Consider the following 18,620-nt stretch of genomic DNA (forward strand, 5'->3'; position numbering starts at 1 on the left):
TATATTTTCTCTAGGCACAGATTGTCCGATCTCTTAAAGAAAGACAATTTCATATAGGGCTGTGACAAAAGCCGTGTAGCAGTCTCTTTTTCCGAGTAAACGGCGTTCTAGAGACAGCCTATCAGCAATAAGCCCACCCAAGCCAAAAATACGAAAAGCTGTTTTTGCTTGGCTGCTCTTATTACTTAATGCAGGATAGCTTTTTCACAACCTTTGTCAACTACTACAACTGAATCAGTATAGCATGGATTCAGCGAATGAAAAAGCCACCAAACCATAAGAGTCAAATATTTTTTTGTCAGCTGACTAAAAGAAAAGACGTGTTGCTTGTTTATTCAAGCAACACATCTTTCATAACCAAGTTTCCAATTATCTTCTTGGCTCGTCATCTTCGAATTCTTTTCTGAAGTATCTTCGTTCTTCTTCAGGTTCCGCTTCTGTTTCTTCCGGATCATGAAAAATGACACGGATTTTAAGGATTCGAGAACCTTCCATTTCTTCAGAAACCAGCGTAATATTATCGACATCAAACGATAACTTTTCGCCTTCATCCGGAATCATGCCTAATGCTGTAATCAAATAACCAGCCATCGTATCTACATCACTCATATGCAGATCGCTGTCAAAAGCTTCATTGAACTCATCAATCAGCATACGTCCTTGGATGATATATTCGTGTTCATCGATTTTTTCATAAAGATTCTCAACTTCATCTGATTCATCATCGATTTCTCCGACGATTTCTTCTAAAAGGTCTTCTAGTGTTGCTAACCCAACGACGCCGCCATATTCATCTAATAAAATAGCCATCTGATTCTGCGTCTTTTTCATTTCATATAACAGATCATCAATAAAGACCGTTTCAGGAACAAATAAAGGCTCCTGCATGATTTTCTTGATATCTAAATTATCAAAGCCGAATTTATGGGCAGCTTTTAGTAAATTCTTTGTATGAAGGATTCCGACTACTTTATCTTTGTCTTCGTTATAAACAGGGATTCTTGAATAGTTTTCGGATAAAACTTTATTCACATTTTCTTCCACAGTGTCGTTGATATCAATCATAAATGCATCCGTTCGTGGGACCATGACTTCTCGGGCAACTTTCGTATCAAGAGAAAAAACCCCTTGGAGCATTTCTAATTCTTCATTATTCAATACGCCTTCGTTTTCAAGCATATAACGCATTTCATCTCTGGTCATTTTTGAATCTTCATCATCAAAAGTCATCGGCGTGATACGCGCCAATAAACTTGTGGAAGCAGAAAGCAGCCAGACGAAGGGCTTAGCTACTACACCAATCAAGCGTATCAGCCCTGAAGTGAACTTTGCGACTTCTTCTGATTTATTTAAAGCAATACGTTTAGGGTACAATTCTCCAAAAACAATCGATACATAGGTCAAAATAGCCAGCACAATGATATTTGCAATATTTTTTGCCGCTGTGCCGCCACCTAATACCGGAGCTAACCGTTCCGATAAAGTATTAGCTAGTGAAGCACCAGACAAAATGTTGACCAAAGTGATTCCTACTTGGATTGTCGATAGGAAATTATTTGGATTCTGCAATATTTTTAAAAGCTTTTGAGATTTCACATCTCCTTCATCAGCTTTTTGCTCGATTCGATTCTTATTGATCGAAACAACAGCAATTTCGGAAGCTGCTAAAAAAGCATTGATCAATGTCAAAACGATCAATAATAAAATCTGCGCTAACAGCGACTGACTCTCAGGGTCAGCATTCATAATCGCATTCTCTCCTTATAAAATTAATTTTTAGTTTACGATAGAAAAAAACGTGGCACTATAGCCACGTTAAAATGGTATCACAAAGCAATTTTCTTTGCAATAAAAACAAGTGTACTAAAACTACCTACGAGGTCGTAGCAATTTTCTTCTTGTTTTCATTTTGCTTGTCTTCTTTGACGATTTTGATTATATAGGAAATGATCGTCTTGCAGATTGCGTAAAAAGGAACACCTAAGAAGATACCAAGCAATCCGGCAATATTTCCAGCTACTAGAAGAACGATAATGATCGTTAATGGATGGATTTTCAGTGATTTCCCAATTACATTAGGATAAATGATATTCCCATCCAACTGTTGGACGATTAGCACAACCACACAACAAAGTAATGCTTTTACCGGATCATTGAAGACTGTTACTAGAAATGCAGGTGCTAGTCCTAGATAAGGTCCTAAATATGGAATTAGGTTTGTCAATCCCGCAATGACCCCAAATAAGAAAGCATAATCCACACCAATTACCATATATCCTAAAAATGTGAAGGTACCAACGAATAAACATTCGATTGCTTGTCCGCTAATGTAATTAGCCAATGTTTTATTCAGTTGCCCCAATAACTCCACAATTTGGTTTCTTCTTTTTTCTGGGAAAAACTGTTGGATGTTTGGCACTAGTTTTTCTCCGTCTTTCAACATATAGAACAAGATGAATGGTGCTGTAATGATTACTACGGTTGCCGAAGCGATCGTTCCAACGATCGAACCTAAACTATTGGATACTCCACTAAGGAATTGCTGAATGATTGTCCCGTAAGAAATGTCTAATTGCTCAAAATATTTATTGATATCTACTTCCTTGAACAAAGGCAATTCGGCTACCTCTTTTAACCAGCTTTCTACCTGTTTGATGAAATCAGGCATATTAGATGCCAATGAGGAAATTTGCTGTACTAGACTTGGGATGACACTAAGTAAAATCCAAATAATTGCTGCAACTAAAAGGAGCAGCACAATTGCGACAGCCCATATTCTTTTGATTTTTGCTTTCATCAACAGCTTGACAATAGGATTCAATAAATAGTAAAGAAAGCCTGCAATCAGTACAGGTGCAAATAACGTGGAAAAAAATGTCCCGATCGGTTCGAAAATAAAGTTTATTTCTGATGAAATCATGATCAATGCAGCTATGATCAATAATTCAAGCGACCAAAACATTAGTTTAGACTGTCTAAGTTTTTCAAACAATAGATTTCCTCCTTTCTTTCTTACTAGTATATATTATATTCGTTAAAAATTCTTTTATTCTTTTTTATTTTTCTTAATTGTCAAATTAAGTTAGACAAATCATCAATACTTACGTAACTCAAAAATACTTCCAAAGGTGTTCGATAATCCAGTGATTTTCTAGGAATATTATTTCGTTTAGATGTGACAGATTGAATAAAAGATTCATCTACTGAATTGAAATCCATAGATTTCAATAAACCATCTCTACGTAACAATCCGTTAGAATTCTCGTTTAGGCCTCTTTGAGACGGTGTTCCTGGATCAGCGAAATAAATGGCAATATCATTGGCATTACTGATTTGTTTCCAATTTGAAAATTCCTTTCCACAATCAAAAGTGATGGATTTGAATAGATTTTTCGGTACAGATTCAAACCAATGATTTAATTTTTTTTCAATATCAATCGCTTGTCTACCACACGGTTTCAATGTAATGATAACTTTTGATAATCGTTCAACTAAGGTAATTACAGCACTTTTATGTTTCAGACCTACGATAGTGTCACCTTCAAGGTGACCAAACTCATTTGAGAATTGGCTATAATCTTTTTCACGTTCATGAATAGAGCGGCGGAAAGCTTGTTTTCCACGCCTTTCTTGATGTCCATTCGGTTTACGCTTGCCTTTCATCGGTAAGTCAGAAGGATTAAATAGCCCCTTTTTGAACATACGATAAATGGTACGAGCAGAACAACGAATAGGAAACGCTGCACGACCAACAATCACATCGGGTGTCCATCCTTGAACAACCTTTCTTTGAATATATTCTGATTGTTCCTCGGGTAAAACAAGCGGGCGTCTACCACAGTTTGATTTGTTTTTCTTATACTGTTGATAGTATTCTAAGGCTGATTTTCCTTGCTTGAAGAATAGGTATACTTTATGGATCGTTTGTCTTGAACGATTCAAGCAATGCGCAGTTTTCGCAACAGATTGATTTATTTTGAAATAAGACTCTATCATTACAAGTTCATCCGTTGTAAGATGGGTATAGGTCATTTGTACTCACTCCTTATAATTCTTTGGTCAGAACTATTTTGAGTGTAGCACAAATGGCTTTTTTAGTTGTCTAGCTTAATTTTACAATCGGCGTTTTGAAAACTTGCCATACTTTTTATTTGTTTTATTTTCCAGTATACTATACGAAAGGAAGGTGGCTAGACCATGAAAGTTGTACAAACAAAAGATACAATGAGCAATATTTACTTAGATGCTGTACGGATCAGGCATCAAGTTTTTGTAGTCGAACAGGGTGTGCCTTTGTCTCGAGAAATAGACAAAGATGAAGCCCATTGTATCCACTTCGTCCTGTACTCAGATAAAAAAGAACCGCAAGGAACTGTACGTCTTTTGCCTTTAGAAAACGGAAAAATGAAATTACAGCGGATGGCGATTCTTTCTGAATACAGACACCAAGGGTTAGGAAAAATATTGATTGAAGAAGCAGAAAACTTTGCTAAGAATCAAGGCTATAATACGATTTTATTAGGGGCACAGTCCACAGCTGAAACTTTTTACGAAAAACTAGGATATACAGCTTACGGCGATCCTTTTGAAGATGCTGGCATGCCTCATATTTATATGAAAAAGACTTTATAAAAATTTATTTCGAAAAAAGCAAAAAACAGCAAGCTTTTGAGAAAAATCTCTCACTGGCTTACTGTTCTTTTTTGTGTTTACTTACGCGACAATTGCTTGTAACGGTTATACCAAATATCAATATAGCCTTCCGAGAACGGGCCATCTCCATTATTGATCCAGTCAACCAGAATCTTCACATTTTCTTTTAGGATGAAGTCAATATCGTTCGGATAATTCATCATTTTGCTGTGCATCTCATATTCATCGACATCCAATAGTCGTTTCTCGCCGTCAGGAAATACCTTGATATCCAAGTCATAGTCGATATATTTCAAGGCCTCATCGTCCAGCAAAAAAGGTGAAGCTAGATTACAATAATAGGAAACCCCCTTTTCTCTGATCATTGCTATTACATTGAACCAGTATTTTTTATGAAAATAAACAATCGCTGGTTCGCGCGTTACCCATCGGCGGCCATCAGATTCAGTGACTAATGTGTGATCATTCACGCCGATCATAGAGTGTTCGCTTGTTTTTAATACCATGGTATCTCGCCACGTTCGATGCAATTTGCCGTCGTGCTTGTAACTTTGGATCGTCACAAACTCTCCTTCTTTTGGAACTCCCATAGCAACCCTTCCTTAAGCAGCATTTTGTGCTTTGTGTTTGGGTGTTCATTACACCGACATCATAATTATTATATCAATAAAAATGAGCTTTGCCTAGAAAGGATTCCTATTGTTTCGATTTTTCTCTAACTGATCTACCAGTTTCATTTGGACCTTAGGAAAAACGACCGAATCAAATGCATCAGGCTTCAACCACTTCGAAGTTTTGTTCTCGGTAAATTCTTGTTCTGCTCCCTCGGTTGCCCGTCCGTAAAAAAGGAGAACATGCCATTTCAGATGACTAAAAATATGAGTAACTTCTCCTAAATGTCGTGTCTGCCAAACAAAGAGTTCCTGCTTTTCAAATGGGAGATTTTGCTCTTCTTCTGCTACTAGGTCATCAAACAGATCGATTTCTGGCTTTGTTTCCCATTCTTTTTTCAATCGCTCATACTCCTCTTGTGTCACTTCCATCATTGGAAATGTCCACATATTCGCCAGCAATTTTTGGCTATCTCTTTCTTCAAAATAATACGCTCCAGAATGATTTTGAAGAGCCGCACTGATATAATAAACGTCTTTTGGCTTTGCTTTTTTTGTTTTTACAGGAAAACTCGTTTGGATTCCTCGTTTGTTAGCTAAACAAAAGGCTTGGATCGGGCAAGTCTCACACTTTGGAGAGGTTGGTGTACAGATAGCTGAACCTAGATCCATCATTGCTTGGTTGAATTCACCTGGATGCTTTTCATCAATGATTTTCCGCATCGCTTCATCAAAGATTTTCCTGCTAGAAGCTTTTGCGATGTCTGCTTCAATGCAAAACAATCTGCTGACTACTCGCATCACGTTGCCGTCAACTGCGGGTTCTGGAAGTCCAAATGCGATACTTGCAATCGCGCCTGTCGTATATGGTCCTATTCCCTTCAATGAGTTAATTTCTTCAGGCGTTTGCGGCATTTCCCCATCAAATTCTGACATGATCTGTTTAGCAGCAGCTTGGATGTTCCGGGCTCTTGAGTAATAACCAAGGCCCTCCCATGCTTTTAAAAGCTTTTCTTCTGGAGCATTTGCTAGCTCTTCAATTGTAGGAAACCATTCCATGAAACGATAAAAATAATCGATCACTGTGTCTACTCTGGTTTGCTGAAGCATGATCTCAGAGATCCAGATACGATAAGGATCACGATTATAGCGCCAAGGCAGGTTTCTTTTTTCTTGTTCATACCATTGAATGAACTGGTCTTGAAATTCTTTTTTTTCTTTATCTGTCCATTTTTCCCATTCTTTATTCACTTTCCTCTTCCTTTTCCGTAATGAATCGCTGGATCATATCCAAATCAAATCCTTTTTGATATAAGCTTTGCTTTACTTTTAGATTTCTTTTTTTAGGTTCAAACCTTAAATTTCTTCGCCATAGTTTATCTCCTTGTTTGACTAAATAATCATATTCTATTTCTTGATCTGCTTCTTGCGGAAGATCAGCCATCGCTTGTTGGATCACTTCTTGAGAAAAGCCTTTCGTCATCAATGTTTGTTGGATTTTTCTCAATAATTCTTTTTGGCTTTTTCCGTGATTTTTTCCAAACGCTTTTTCGGCTGTCTGATGTGCATTTTGAACTTGGTCTTCAAATGTATATTGGTTGAGCGCTTGTTCAATGATTTCAAGTTTCAAACCTTTTTGCTGCATCTTCTGCGCTAATTTCTTTGGTCCTTTGTCACTTAAGCGCATATTCGTGCGCACATAACTTTCCCCATAGACCAAATCATCGACAAGGTCCAATTCTTTTAAGCGGGCTACGATTTTATTTCGATCTTCTTGAAGGATTTCCTTTTCTTTTAAGTATGTTCGGATTTCTTTTTCCGATCGCAACTGATAACTTAAGTAATTCATTGCTAGGTGAAAACCGAAATCAGCTCCGCTACTCTTCTTGATCTCTTGGATAGTTTCTTCGTCTAATTCCTGTCCTTTTAATAATCGATAGCGTACTAATACATCTTCAGATACTTGTAAAGCTTCTCCTTCAGATAAATCTACGCGATAGAAAGGGCCTTTGCCTTTACTGATTCTCGTAACGGTTAACATAAACACCCTCCTCGAACATATATTCTCTATCATACCACAGAAAATCCCCGTAATCAGGTATTATATGTTAGAATAAACCACAGAAAAAAGAAAAAGGGAGATACTTATGGCAGAAACAATTGTCAAAACTGGACAAACGGTTCCTTTGAAAATCAAGCGTTTAGGCATAAATGGTGAAGGAATCGGTTATTTCAAACGGTTGATCATATTTGTTCCATATGCACTACCAAAAGAAGAAGTACTAGTGAAAATCACGAAAGCAACTCCTCGCTATGCAGAAGGAGAATTAATAAAAGTCAAAAAAACAAGCAAAGATCGCGTAGTGGCACCATGTCCTGTTTACTATGAATGCGGTGGCTGTCAATTACAACACTTAGCTTATCAAGCTCAATTGGATTTTAAAAAGGATCTGCTTTTGCAAGCATTGGAAAAATTCAAACCAGCAGGCTTTCGATCTTATCAACTTTTGCCGACGATCGGGATGGATGAGCCTTGGCATTATAGAAACAAAGCACAATTTCAGTTACGAAAAAATAAGCAGACTCAAAAAATTGAAGCTGGTTTATACGAAGCAAACTCTCATCAGTTAGTCCCTATAACAGACTGCTTGGTTCAAGAACCTCGAACACAAAAAGTAATGAATACTGTTGTTCAACTATTGAATAAATTTGATGCACCCATCTATGATGAACGGACAAACAGTGGAATCTTCCGCACAATCATGGTTAGAATCGGTGTCAAAACTGGGGAGTTACAAGTTGTTTTTATTACTCGCAGTAAAAAATTCCCGCAAAAAAACGCAATGATCCGTGAGATCAATGAACGACTGCCCGAAGTTGTTTCAATCATGCAAAATGTCCAGGCACAAAAAACGTCTCTCGTGATGGGGGATGAAACGATCCACTTATGGGGAAAAGAAGCCATTGAAGAACAAATCAATGAAGTGACTTTCGATCTTTCTCCTCGTGCCTTCTTTCAACTCAATCCTCAGCAGACCGAATTGCTTTATGGCGAAGGAATCAAAGCATTAGATGTCCAGCCTAATGAAACGATCGTGGATGCTTATTGCGGAGTTGGGACGATCGGCTTAAGTGTAGCAAAACAAGCCAAAGAAGTACGGGGAATGGATACCGTTCCTCAAGCAATCGCTGATGCAAAAAAAAATGCGGAAAGATTAGGATATCACAACACTCGATATGAAGTCGGGACAGCAGAGCAAGTTCTGCCTAAATGGTTGAATGAAGGTTTTCAGCCTGATGGTATCATCGTAGATCCACCACGTACGGGTTTGGATAACGCATTGATCCAATCATTATTGAAATACCCTCCAAAAAAACTTGTTTATATCTCCTGTAATGTTTCTACACTTGCCAGAGATCTAGTTAATTTAAGTAAAAAGTTCAAGATTGAATATTTACAGTCTGTCGACATGTTTCCTCAGACTGCACGTTGTGAAGTTGTCGTGAAGATGACGAGACTCGCTGACTAAATGAAAGAGGTTGTGAAAAAGTCTGCCCTGTATCAAGTAATAAGAACAGCCAAACAAAAATAGCTCTTCATGTTTTATGAATACTGTACTTGTGACCGAAGAGTTAACAGGAGGACACTATTTATTTAAAAAAAGGGTTGTGACATAGTTTTTTGTACCGACCCCCAAAAGTTAGACCAAAAAATCTAACTTTTGGAGGTCGGTATTTTTTATGGCTAAGTATACTTTTGAACTTAAATTAAAGATCGTTCATGATTATTTGGATGGCAAAGGCGGAAGTGATTATCTGGCAAAGAAGTATTCCATTAAGGCTCCATCACAAGTGAAGCGCTGGATCAATGCCTATCAAGAATTTGGTGAAGAGGGTCTAGTAAGAAAGCGACAAAAGAAAAAATATTCTGTTCAATTTAAGCTGGATGCGATAGAGTTATATCTAACAAGTGAGCTGTCCTATCGTGAAGTTGCCAACACACTTAACATGAACAACCCTAATTTGATCGCTAGTTGGATGCATCAATTCCGTGAGGGTGGGATCGATGGACTCTCAAAAACGAAAGGATGTCCACCTATCTTGTCTAAGAAAAATGAACCCAAAAATAAGAAAAAATCTACAACTAAAGCAACGTCTGAAGAACGTGAACGCATCGAGGAGTTGGAGAAACGAGTCCGTTCCCTTCAAATTGAAAATGCCTTTTTAAAAGAATTGAGGAAGCTGCGAAAACAGGAAGCCCAACAACGACGAATGAAGCAATCGCACGAATCATCGCAAGCCTCCGAGGACCGTTTAAATTAGTTGAGCTTCTAGAAACTTTAAAGTTCCCTAAGGCAACCTTTATGTACTGGCAAAAACGATTGGACCGTAAAAATCCAGATCAAGAGATTGAAGCGGAAATGCTTAAAATTCGGGAGAAGCACAAGGATTATGGCTGTTTACGGATGACCAATGAACTAAGAAACCGCGGTTTCTCTATCAATAAAAAGAAAGTTCAGCGCCTGATCAAGAAGCTAGGAATAAAAGTAACGGCATACACACGTAAATCACGGCGCTACAATTCTTATCGAGGTCAAGTCGGAGCAGTAGCCAAAAATCGGATCCATCGTCGTTTCTACACTAGTATCTGCCATCAGAAAATCACGACGGATACAACTGAATTTAAATACCATGAAGTGGATGCCAAAGGCATTATCCGTCAAAATAAATTGTATCTAGATCCTTTTATGGATATGTTCAATAGTGAGATTTTATCCTATCGTATCTCTGAAAAACCCAATGCATTAGCGGTAATGGAAGGTTTGGAGGAAGCTATCCAGACCACTAACGATTGTCCCTATCGTCGTACGTTTCACTCAGATCAAGGTTGGGCGTATCAAATGAAAGCTTATAGAAACAAATTGAAGGAGTACAAAATCTTTCAAAGCATGTCTCGGAAAGGGAACTGCTTAGATAATTCACTTATGGAGAATTTTTTTGGCTCGCCGATTGTAAAATTAAGCTAGACAACTAAAAAAGTCATTTGTGCTACACTCAAAATAGTTCCGTCCAAAGAATTATAAGGAGTGAGTACAAATGACCTATACCCATCTTACAACGGATGAACTTGTAATGATAGAGTCTTATTTCAAAATAAATCAATCTGTTGCGAAAACTGCGCATTGCTTGAATCGTTCAAGACAAACGATCCATAAAGTATACCTGTTCTTCAAGCAAGGAAAATCAGCCTTAGAGTACTATCAACAGTATAAGAAAAACAAATCAAACTGTGGTAGACGCCCGCTTGTTTTACCTGAGGAACAATCAGAATATATTCAAAGAAAGGTTGTTCAAGGATGGACACCCGATGTGATTGTTGGTCGTGCAGCGTTTCCTATTCGTTGTTCTGCTCGTACCATTTATCGTATGTTCAAAAAGGGGCTATTTAATCCTTCTGACTTACCGATGAAAGGCAAGCGTAAACCAAATGGACATCAAGAAAGACGTGGAAAACAAGCTTTCCGTCGCTCTATTCATGAACGTGAAAAAGATTATAGCCAATTCTCAAATGAGTTTGGTCACCTTGAAGGTGACACTATCGTAGGTTTGAAACATAAAAGTGCTGTAATTACCTTAGTTGAGCGATTATCAAAAGTTATCATCACATTGAAACCGTGTGGTAGACAAGCGATTGATATTGAAAACAAATTAAATCATTGGTTTGAATCTGTACCGAAAAATCTATTCAAATCCATCACTTTTGATTGTGGAAAGGAATTTTCAAATTGGAAACAGATCAGTAATGCCAATGATATTGCCATTTATTTCGCTGATCCAGGAACGCCGTCTCAAAGAGGCCTAAACGAGAATTCTAACGGATTGTTACGTAGAGATGGTTTATTGAAATCTATGGATTTCAATTCAGTAGATGAATCTTTTATTCAATCTGTCGCATCGAAACGAAATAATATTCCTAGAAAATCACTGAATTATCGAACACCTTTGGAAGTATTTTTGAGTTACGTAAGTATTGATGATTTGTCTAACTTAATTTGACAATTAAGAGCTTATTAAAACAAGAGATTTTTCACGGGAAAGTTTATAACTGTTTCGAGGAATTAAAATCAGCCATCGATAGCTATATCTATTACTACAATAATGAACGGATAAAACAGAAATTAAACTGGCAAAGTCCCGTCCAATTTCGTAAAACAACCGTAACGGTTGTGTAAAAATATCATTTTAGAGCATGAAAAAAGGAGTGGATTTCTCCACTCCAAAAAAGTCTAACTTTTGGGGGTCACTACATTTGTCACAGCCCTTTTTGATTATTATTGGATATTCACGTCTATCACTTGATAAAATGCATTTGTCGTATCGCTGATATTCCATACTGCTAAAATCACATTATATCCTTTTCGATCCTGCGGAAGTGTGATCGTTTGGTTGACTGTTTTTGGTGGAACAGTTGCTTTGTCGTCTATTTTTGTGATCAATTCAAAATCACTAAATTTCAAAGGTTGATTAGGATTCCAAGTTGGTTTGGTAATGTAGTAATCCCAAGTACTTGTCCGATGTTGTGCTGTTAAATTCCAAGTAATATTTAATGTTCCTGGATTAACCATGTTTTTATGCCATCTGTTAGATGTCTGTTCATCTAAAGGCTCAAAGCCGCTGACTCCTGCACTAGCAATTTTTCCATCAATGAATGTATTTTTGGTAGCTTCGATACTTTGCGGTTCCCATTGTGCTCTTCCGACATTTTGATTTAAGTTTCCTGCTGCTGATGTTCCTAGGTATGCACGGCTTCCTGGAGAAGTAATATAACCATGCGCAAAACCTGGAATGCTAAAACCGAACAACCCTAAACTAACTAACCCAATAAACAATAACGTACTAATCTTTTTCATGTAGAAACCTCCTTCATTTGATAACCACATTGTAAACGCTTTATTGCATTAACACAAACATTATGCTTTTATAATTTTATGTTGAAGTAAAAAAGGTGAAAAAAGTAAGATGCAGATTATAACAGAAGTAGACGAGAAAAGTACAAATAGAAAACATGAGAATCAAATCATATGATCTTTTTCAAAAACATCATTCATATAAACAAATGTTCAACTTTTTAATAACAACAATTATCAATTTTTTTCTTACTTCACAAACTAAATACAGGTCTTGCTGTGAGCCTTCATGGTAAACTACTATTATAGAAAGGAGTTAGTAAAATGAAGATGATAAAAGATATTCGTTTTTGGGTTTGTGTTATAGGAATTGTCATATTAGGCTTTTTATCAGGGTTGCTTAGCGGAAATCCCGGAGAATATTACTATTCTTTGCAACTTCCACCATTTGCACCACCTAGCTGGATATTTGGGCCGATGTGGACCTTACTGTATATATTGATGGGTATTTCTCTTTATTTGTTACTTAATCACAACAACAAAAAACAGCGAAACAATCTTGTCGGTCTTTTTGTGATTCAGTTCATTTTTAATTTTATATGGTCTGCTCTATTTTTTAATTTAAGAAATATTTTCATTGCAGCAATCGATATTACACTTTTAGTTATTTTCTTGTCAGTGCTTATGTATCAGTTGTGGCTGCATCATCGCCTGGCAATGTGGCTCATGATTCCTTATTATTTATGGGTACTATTCGCAACTCTATTGAATTATTCAATTTATTTTTTAAACTAAGCGCTAAAAAGAGACGTCCTGTAATTTAACACATAGAAAAAGTGCCACCTAAGTTAGATTTTTTGTCTAATTTAGGTGGCACTCTTTATTAACCAAACTATTTTTTTCTAGTACCCACTTGTTGTTCCATACTCATTATTCTGGTCATAACCATAACCATTTTGTTCCTGTCCAGCGTAAGGATCATAACTTTGAGTATCTTGACTTGGTGTATAGTACTGACTTGTATCTTCTGTTTGCTGATAATAGGTATTCGGATCTTGGTACTGATCATATGTGTTTTCTGAATAGGAAGAATAATCGGTGTACCCTTCACTATTCGATCCATCACCGTTTGTCGAATCGCCATCTTCCGAATCATCAAAGAACATCATTGAAGCATTCTCATTTTTCAAATTAGGTAATGTATCGCTTGTTTTTATATTTAATTGTTTCTTCAGTTCATTTTGGATCGAAAGAAGATCATTTTTTCCTAAAATTTGATAGTAGATATCATTGATCATTTGTCCTTCGCCTTGCAACTGGTCTTGTTTGATTGTTTCAAACGCCGGGGTGTAGTTCGTCGCTACATCAAGCATGTCATCCCAATCTAAGTCCGTCGTCACATTGTTCTCAACTGCTTTTAAAATTTTTCTATAATTGCTTACGCCATCTAAACTTAAAACTTTATTGACGATTTTCGTCACTACTTCCCGCTGACGACGTTGTCGACCGATATCGCCTTCTGGATCTTCGTGTCGCATTCGAGAATAGGCTAAACCTTTTTCTCCATTCAATGTTTGTTCACCTACTGGTACATGGACACCATCCAAAGTAAAGTCAATTTTATTATTCACTTTGATGCCACCGACCGCATTGATCAAATCTTCCATGCCATCCAAATTGATCGTTACATAATGATCAATAGGAATATCGAGCAGTTGCTCAATTGAATCCATGGCCATTTCGACACCACCAAATGCATAGGCATGATTTAATTTATCTACCGTTCCATAACCTACGATATTCGTATAAATATCTCGGTCCAAACTGATGATCGTTGATTTTTTTTGTTTCGGATTAACTGTTACTACCATCATCGTATCAGAACGTCCTTGTTCCGTTCTTCCTAATCCACCGGTATCTAAACCTAATAGCAAAACCGAAAAAGGTTCTTTGTCATCAATGCTTACTCTCTCAGAACGTTTGGAGGATATTCGATTAGAGTTTTTAGAAATTTTGTTTACTGTTTGGCTCGCTTCTCCCATAAATCTGATTCCGTATGCTGATAATCCGGCAATCAGCAAAACGAATACCCCTAACAAGGTTAATAGAACTTTTTGCCATCGCTTCATAATACACCTCTGTTTCACATTTTCTAAAATATTGTCTCATATAACTGTTCAATCAGCAAATTCACTTTTTAATCATAAGAAAACTTTAAAAAACATTTTTGTGTAACGATTATTATTTTTTAAAATTTCTCAAAATTCTTAACTATCATACCATACCGTGAAAAAGATCGAAAGACCGAATACACGCAGTTCGCAATCGTTTTATCTTTTTTTATGTATTTTTTCCAGAAAAAGCGAACAACAAGGTATTTTCCAAATAATCGTGCAGTAAAATGATCGCACATACCTTTCCCATCTTTTTAACAGTCTTTGCCTACCGTTCAGATTATCATTCGATTTCACGAAAATTTCTTCCTATGACTGGTCCTTTTACCCATCTTCTATTCGTTTTATTTCCAGCTCACTGCATGGCTCTTAAAATGACTCGAACTAGTGATTGCATTACCATCATCTTTTAATGGATAGATATGCTCCTCTTCAAAGTAAAACGATTTTCTTTTAAAGTAATAGAATTGACATGGTAATGAGTAAGTATACTAGTGGTTTCACAAATGGTCTTTTATTCAACATCCAAAAACTGAAATTTCTTTAAAATCCATTACTAACGAAGAAAATGTTCCTTGCTTGATAATTAGTTAGGACATGTCAAGTGAACAAATGCATTTACTTAGCCAAAAAATCTAAAAACTTCATAAATAGACAAAAAGACACGACTCTCTAAGAAGTCGTGTCTTTATTCAACAAATTATTATAATTTAGTCACTTCAGCAGCTTGAGGTCCGCGTGCACCTTCAACAATCGTGAATTCTACTTCTTGACCTTCTTCTAGGCTCTTGAAGCCGTCTCCTTGAATTGCTGAGAAATGAACAAATACGTCATCTCCGCCGTCTACTGTAATAAACCCAAATCCTTTTTCATTGTTGAACCATTTAACCGTTCCGTGTTCCATAAATGTATAGCCTCCAAAAAAGTTCTTGCAAGTAACCTTGCAAGAACATTATACCCAATTTAGAAAACGCTAGCAAGCTTTCGCTCTTTTATTTTCCAAATTATTTTTAAGACTGATATGACGGAGGAAATGGTTATTTTGCTGCTTCGAAACGTTTGTTTACTTCATCCCAATTAATAACATTCCAGAATGCTGCAATATAATCTGGTCGGACATTTTTATATTTCAAATAATAAGCATGTTCCCAAACGTCCAAACCTAGAATTGGTGTCTTTCCTTCCATCAATGGAGAATCTTGATTTGCAGTAGAGGTAATAGCTAATTTTCCATTTTCCATTACAAGCCAAGCCCATCCAGAACCAAATCGTCCAGCGGCTGCTTTTTTGAATTCTTCTTTAAAAGAAGAAAAATCACCAAAAGCTTCATTAATCGCTTCTTTTATTTCTCCTGTAGGTTCGCCACCAGCATTTGGTGCCATGATTTCCCAGAAAAATGAATGGTTAGCATGTCCGCCACCATTGTTACGTACAGCTGTCTTGATATCTGTTGGAATAGCGTCCATATCAGATAATAATTCTTCTATTGTTTTTTCGCCTAATTCTGGGTATTTCTCAATTGCTGCATTTAAATTCGTCACATAAGTATTGTGATGCTTATCATGATGCAGATGCATCGTTTCTTCGTCAATATAAGGTTCCAATGCGTCATATGCATAAGGTAGATCTGGTAATGTGTAAGTCATAAAAAAATTCCTCCTCAATGTTTTCTTAATAATGTCTACATTACAAAGAGTAACAAAGAGAAGGAAATTCTTCAATTGTTATGCCTAGTCGTCTTTTTCACTTTGACCTACTTCTTCTTCAAAAACCTCAGTTTCTTTAAAAATAAACAACTTGCTGAAAATATAGTTCGCTAGGATAACAATAATTTGAGTGATGATTTTCGCCACATACTCATTGCTGTTCATAACATTAATCAACAATACCATTGCCTCCATGTCCAATCCGTAAGAAAGGATACGGTAGAAGAAGAACTTACCGCATTCAATAAGTGCATGTGTAAAATTCGGTGATTTTGAATGGAATACCCAAAGTTTGTTCGTTACAAAAGCAAACAATACAGAACAAAACCACGAAATAGAATTGGATAAGGCCATACTTAAATCAAAATATTGGCGTGCGAGAGCAAAACTAACAAAATTTACAATCGTAGCCAAACCACCAAAAAAGAGATAGACTAGTATCTCCCAATATCCTTTTGCTTCTAAATATCCTTTTAACTGTCGATACTGCTTCATGAGCCAACCTACCTTATTAAAAATTCTTATTTATCATACTCTATATTTCAATAACTTTCATCTTTATTTAAAAAAATTAATTTTTTTGATCCTTTGCCTTTGTCTCTGCTTGGATCGTCACATGTGTAATACCATATTTTAATTTTAATAAAGAAATTATACGAGGATATATCTTTTCAATCTCGCTTAGTAGCTGATCTTCAAAATCAATATGTCCGTCGAAAATAATTATCTTTTCGCTATACTGCCAAATATGGACATGATGAACATCCTTTACCCCATCGATTGCTTCAATTTCTTGTTCCATTTTTTCATAGTCGATAGCAGGTGCACTTTGTATTAAAATAGCGGCAGCTTTTTTGATCACCATTATCGCTTCTATCAATATATATATCGAAATGATCAGTGTAATAACTGGATCGATCCAGTAGATATCGAAAAAACGGATCAAAATTGCTCCGATAATCACACTTACCGAAGACAGTGTATCACTTAACAAATGCAAATAACTAGATTTTATATTCAAACTTTCATCTGCTTCTTGTCGTAATAATAATACTGAGAACAAATTCGCGAGCAATCCAATAACTGCTACTGTTAGCATCAAATGACTATTTATCTTTTCTGGTGAAGTGAACCGCTTGAATGCTTCAACGGTTAAAAACAAGGATAATATGATCAATATGAATGAGTTGATGAAAGCACTCAATATTTCTAAACGCTGGTAGCCATACGTACGTTTTTTATTTGCTTCTTTTCGGGCCATTTTTTGTGCCCCGTAAGAAAAAATAATTGCCAATGTATCACTAAGGTTATGGAAAGCATCTGAAACAAGAGACAAACTCCCTGACATAATCCCTCCAATAAATTCTGATAAAGTGATCACCGCATTCAAAACCACTACTCCAAATAGTTTTTTTGATGATCTCTGTGGCTGTGTAGGCACTATTCCTTCCTCCATTTTATTTATATTGGATAGTCTTTAGACAAGAATAACATTTTTTTGATATTTCACCAATCATTCAGCTGTTTCCCTAAAGCACTTGTATTTCACTTGATACTTCGCTAGAATTGCAAGTGATGACACTACTAGATGAGGAGTACTTATGACAACAAAACAATTAATTATCAGTTCCTTTATACGATTCAAAGACCTAAAGGAGGCGAGAAATGTCCCATTTTGGAAAGCCATTGTCTATCTTTTAGTTTTGAGTATAATTATGGCTTTGCCAATCTCTTTTCAAGTTTTTCAAGTCTTAAACAACATTCAATTGGATGGGCAAAAGATTGCTACTCGCATTCCTGATTTTACAATCCAAAACGGGCAGCTTCAAACCGAAGAAAAAGAAGGATTCATTTACCAAACAAACTCCATTATCTTCACATTTGATCCAGAGGGAAAACGAACAGAACAGGACATCTCTACTGATTTGATGGGAAATTTTGTTAGTGTCGGGATGTTAAAAAACAAACTTATCATAGCTCTTCCTAATACAGGCACGACTTCTGCTTTGTTGAACAATAACCAATTAGAACTTCCCTACACCAATGAATCTTTAAAAAACTTAACAGGTAAGCAGCTCCGTTCTTTTTTAAGTGAAGCATCTATACCACTTTGGATAAAAGTCCTGACATTTATATTTTCTATTTATCTTAGTTTTCTGAATCTGCTGATCACTTTGCTATTTACCAACATTGCTGCTTTTCTCTATGCACGCTTTCGACTAACAAAAGCTACTTTTCTTGATTGTTTAAAAACATTGATCTATTCAATTTCATTGCCTACTATAATTGCAACAATCTTGATGGTCTTTCTTCCTTCTTTTGACACTAGCGCCTTCATTGCTTTTGCAGGAATCTTTATTTTTGCTCAAGCTGTCAAAGGATGGGCAAAAATATCGATCAATTAAGAAATAAAGACAACTCGTTATTTCTACTTCAATAGACCCTTTTAGAGGTTGTGACATTTTTTTTGTCACAGCCCCTTTTTTATTTGAAAAATATTTCTTTCTCAAAAAACAAGCAAGGCGCTTCAAAGTTCTTCTTGTATGCGCTACACTTAGAGTAAAGAAA

Annotated in this window: 18 protein-coding genes and 2 pseudogenes; 8 read left to right on the plus strand and 12 right to left on the minus strand. The window is 36.4% G+C overall.

Annotation, left to right across the window (positions count from 1 at the left end; translation table 11 throughout):
* Positions 1-369: 369 nt before the first annotated feature.
* The 3 genes from MKX69_RS08510 to MKX69_RS08520 all read right to left on the minus strand — a co-directional run bounded on the left by MKX69_RS08510 (position 370) and on the right by MKX69_RS08520 (position 4,032).
* Entirely contained in the window at positions 370-1,746 is a 1,377-nt protein-coding gene (locus MKX69_RS08510) for a hemolysin family protein (RefSeq protein WP_002290822.1), read from the minus strand.
* Positions 1,747-1,873: 127 nt separating this feature from the next.
* On the minus strand, positions 1,874-2,992 hold the full coding sequence (locus tag MKX69_RS08515; RefSeq protein WP_002290821.1) for an AI-2E family transporter: 1,119 nt from the start codon (positions 2,990-2,992) through the stop codon (positions 1,874-1,876).
* Between the two features lie 80 nt (positions 2,993-3,072).
* Complete coding sequence (locus MKX69_RS08520) at positions 3,073-4,032, minus strand: IS30 family transposase (protein ID WP_002330482.1); 960 nt, start codon at positions 4,030-4,032, stop codon at positions 3,073-3,075.
* Positions 4,033-4,197: 165 nt separating this feature from the next.
* Here MKX69_RS08520 and MKX69_RS08525 point away from each other — a divergent pair, with 165 nt between their 5' ends.
* On the plus strand, positions 4,198-4,632 hold the full coding sequence (locus MKX69_RS08525; RefSeq protein ID WP_002290819.1) for a GNAT family N-acetyltransferase: 435 nt from the start codon (positions 4,198-4,200) through the stop codon (positions 4,630-4,632).
* Positions 4,633-4,709: 77 nt separating this feature from the next.
* On the opposite strand, the gene ntdP is transcribed toward MKX69_RS08525, so the two are convergent.
* The 3 genes from ntdP to recX form a co-directional block, all read right to left on the minus strand.
* Positions 4,710-5,243, minus strand: a complete 534-nt coding sequence (gene ntdP, locus MKX69_RS08530) for a nucleoside tri-diphosphate phosphatase (RefSeq protein WP_002290817.1) — start codon at positions 5,241-5,243, stop codon at positions 4,710-4,712.
* Between the two features lie 93 nt (positions 5,244-5,336).
* A complete protein-coding gene (mutY, locus tag MKX69_RS08535; RefSeq protein ID WP_002339651.1) occupies positions 5,337-6,515 on the minus strand; it encodes an A/G-specific adenine glycosylase in 1,179 nt (392 codons plus the stop codon).
* Positions 6,508-7,305, minus strand: coding sequence for a recombination regulator RecX (recX, locus tag MKX69_RS08540; protein WP_002339650.1), 798 nt, complete (start codon positions 7,303-7,305; stop codon positions 6,508-6,510). Before recX ends, mutY begins: the two co-directional genes overlap by 8 nt.
* Positions 7,306-7,411: 106 nt before the next feature.
* Here recX and rlmD point away from each other — a divergent pair, with 106 nt between their 5' ends.
* From rlmD to MKX69_RS08565, 5 genes and pseudogenes are all read left to right on the plus strand, one after another.
* Complete coding sequence (gene rlmD, locus MKX69_RS08545; RefSeq protein WP_002295399.1) at positions 7,412-8,794, plus strand: 23S rRNA (uracil(1939)-C(5))-methyltransferase RlmD; 1,383 nt, start codon at positions 7,412-7,414, stop codon at positions 8,792-8,794.
* 211 nt (positions 8,795-9,005) lie between these two features.
* Positions 9,006-9,587 carry a transposase gene (locus MKX69_RS08550; protein WP_341008892.1) on the plus strand — a complete coding sequence of 194 codons (582 nt, stop codon included), beginning with the start codon at positions 9,006-9,008 and terminating at the stop codon, positions 9,585-9,587.
* Positions 9,557-10,291 (plus strand): IS3 family transposase, encoded by a 735-nt coding sequence (locus MKX69_RS08555; RefSeq protein ID WP_341010537.1) that lies wholly within the window; start codon positions 9,557-9,559, stop codon positions 10,289-10,291. The genes MKX69_RS08550 and MKX69_RS08555 overlap by 31 nt, the downstream gene beginning before the upstream one ends.
* 70 nt (positions 10,292-10,361) lie before the next feature.
* Positions 10,362-11,321: an IS30 family transposase gene (locus MKX69_RS08560; RefSeq protein ID WP_000222573.1), complete on the plus strand. Its 960-nt coding sequence runs from the start codon at positions 10,362-10,364 to the stop codon at positions 11,319-11,321.
* Between the two features lie 11 nt (positions 11,322-11,332).
* Positions 11,333-11,497: pseudogene (locus tag MKX69_RS08565) on the plus strand (IS3 family transposase); the annotation flags it as partial.
* Between the two features lie 99 nt (positions 11,498-11,596).
* On the opposite strand, the gene MKX69_RS08570 reads toward MKX69_RS08565, so the two are convergent.
* Positions 11,597-12,175, minus strand: coding sequence for a lytic polysaccharide monooxygenase auxiliary activity family 9 protein (locus MKX69_RS08570; RefSeq protein WP_002292856.1), 579 nt, complete (start codon positions 12,173-12,175; stop codon positions 11,597-11,599).
* 321 nt (positions 12,176-12,496) lie between these two features.
* On the opposite strand from MKX69_RS08570, the gene MKX69_RS08575 reads away from it, so the two are divergent.
* A complete protein-coding gene (locus tag MKX69_RS08575) occupies positions 12,497-12,967 on the plus strand; it encodes a TspO/MBR family protein (RefSeq protein WP_002292857.1) in 471 nt (156 codons plus the stop codon).
* 107 nt (positions 12,968-13,074) lie between these two features.
* On the opposite strand, the gene MKX69_RS08580 is transcribed toward MKX69_RS08575, so the two are convergent.
* The 5 genes and pseudogenes from MKX69_RS08580 to MKX69_RS08600 all read right to left on the minus strand — a co-directional run bounded on the left by MKX69_RS08580 (position 13,075) and on the right by MKX69_RS08600 (position 17,508).
* The gene (locus MKX69_RS08580; RefSeq protein WP_002295400.1) at positions 13,075-14,301 is read right to left on the minus strand and encodes an LCP family glycopolymer transferase; all 1,227 of its coding nucleotides are present in this window, start codon (positions 14,299-14,301) and stop codon (positions 13,075-13,077) included.
* A 748-nt stretch (positions 14,302-15,049) separates the two neighbouring features.
* Positions 15,050-15,250 carry a cold-shock protein gene (locus tag MKX69_RS08585; RefSeq protein ID WP_002292860.1) on the minus strand — a complete coding sequence of 67 codons (201 nt, stop codon included), beginning with the start codon at positions 15,248-15,250 and terminating at the stop codon, positions 15,050-15,052.
* Positions 15,251-15,383: 133 nt separating this feature from the next.
* A complete protein-coding gene (locus MKX69_RS08590) occupies positions 15,384-15,992 on the minus strand; it encodes a superoxide dismutase (RefSeq protein WP_002298541.1) in 609 nt (202 codons plus the stop codon).
* A gap of 84 nt (positions 15,993-16,076) precedes the next feature.
* Positions 16,077-16,547, minus strand: a complete 471-nt coding sequence (locus tag MKX69_RS08595) for a GtrA family protein (protein WP_002339646.1) — start codon at positions 16,545-16,547, stop codon at positions 16,077-16,079.
* Positions 16,548-16,594: 47 nt separating this feature from the next.
* Positions 16,595-17,508: pseudogene (locus MKX69_RS08600) on the minus strand (cation diffusion facilitator family transporter).
* A 145-nt stretch (positions 17,509-17,653) separates the two neighbouring features.
* Here MKX69_RS08600 and MKX69_RS08605 point away from each other — a divergent pair.
* The gene (locus MKX69_RS08605) at positions 17,654-18,457 is read left to right on the plus strand and encodes a DUF1189 domain-containing protein (protein ID WP_002339644.1); all 804 of its coding nucleotides are present in this window, start codon (positions 17,654-17,656) and stop codon (positions 18,455-18,457) included.
* The last annotated feature ends 163 nt before the right edge of the window (positions 18,458-18,620 follow it).

The organism is Enterococcus sp. FSL R5-0957 (assembly GCF_038008005.1).
GTDB lineage: Bacteria > Bacillota > Bacilli > Lactobacillales > Enterococcaceae > Enterococcus_B > Enterococcus_B faecium.

Coding starts and splice junctions, on each gene's coding strand:
- MKX69_RS08510 (WP_002290822.1), bottom strand. CDS start 1,746: ATGAATGCTGACCCTGAGAGTCAGTCGCTGTTAGCGCAGATTTTATTA.
- MKX69_RS08520 (WP_002330482.1), bottom strand. CDS start 4,032: ATGACCTATACCCATCTTACAACGGATGAACTTGTAATGATAGAGTCT.
- MKX69_RS08525 (WP_002290819.1), top strand. CDS start 4,198: ATGAAAGTTGTACAAACAAAAGATACAATGAGCAATATTTACTTAGAT.
- ntdP (WP_002290817.1), bottom strand. CDS start 5,243: ATGGGAGTTCCAAAAGAAGGAGAGTTTGTGACGATCCAAAGTTACAAG.
- recX (WP_002339650.1), bottom strand. CDS start 7,305: ATGTTAACCGTTACGAGAATCAGTAAAGGCAAAGGCCCTTTCTATCGC.
- rlmD (WP_002295399.1), top strand. CDS start 7,412: ATGGCAGAAACAATTGTCAAAACTGGACAAACGGTTCCTTTGAAAATC.
- MKX69_RS08550 (WP_341008892.1), top strand. CDS start 9,006: ATGGCTAAGTATACTTTTGAACTTAAATTAAAGATCGTTCATGATTAT.
- MKX69_RS08560 (WP_000222573.1), top strand. CDS start 10,362: ATGACCTATACCCATCTTACAACGGATGAACTTGTAATGATAGAGTCT.
- MKX69_RS08570 (WP_002292856.1), bottom strand. CDS start 12,175: ATGAAAAAGATTAGTACGTTATTGTTTATTGGGTTAGTTAGTTTAGGG.
- MKX69_RS08575 (WP_002292857.1), top strand. CDS start 12,497: ATGAAGATGATAAAAGATATTCGTTTTTGGGTTTGTGTTATAGGAATT.
- MKX69_RS08580 (WP_002295400.1), bottom strand. CDS start 14,301: ATGAAGCGATGGCAAAAAGTTCTATTAACCTTGTTAGGGGTATTCGTT.
- MKX69_RS08585 (WP_002292860.1), bottom strand. CDS start 15,250: ATGGAACACGGAACGGTTAAATGGTTCAACAATGAAAAAGGATTTGGG.
- MKX69_RS08590 (WP_002298541.1), bottom strand. CDS start 15,992: ATGACTTACACATTACCAGATCTACCTTATGCATATGACGCATTGGAA.
- MKX69_RS08595 (WP_002339646.1), bottom strand. CDS start 16,547: ATGAAGCAGTATCGACAGTTAAAAGGATATTTAGAAGCAAAAGGATAT.
- MKX69_RS08605 (WP_002339644.1), top strand. CDS start 17,654: ATGACAACAAAACAATTAATTATCAGTTCCTTTATACGATTCAAAGAC.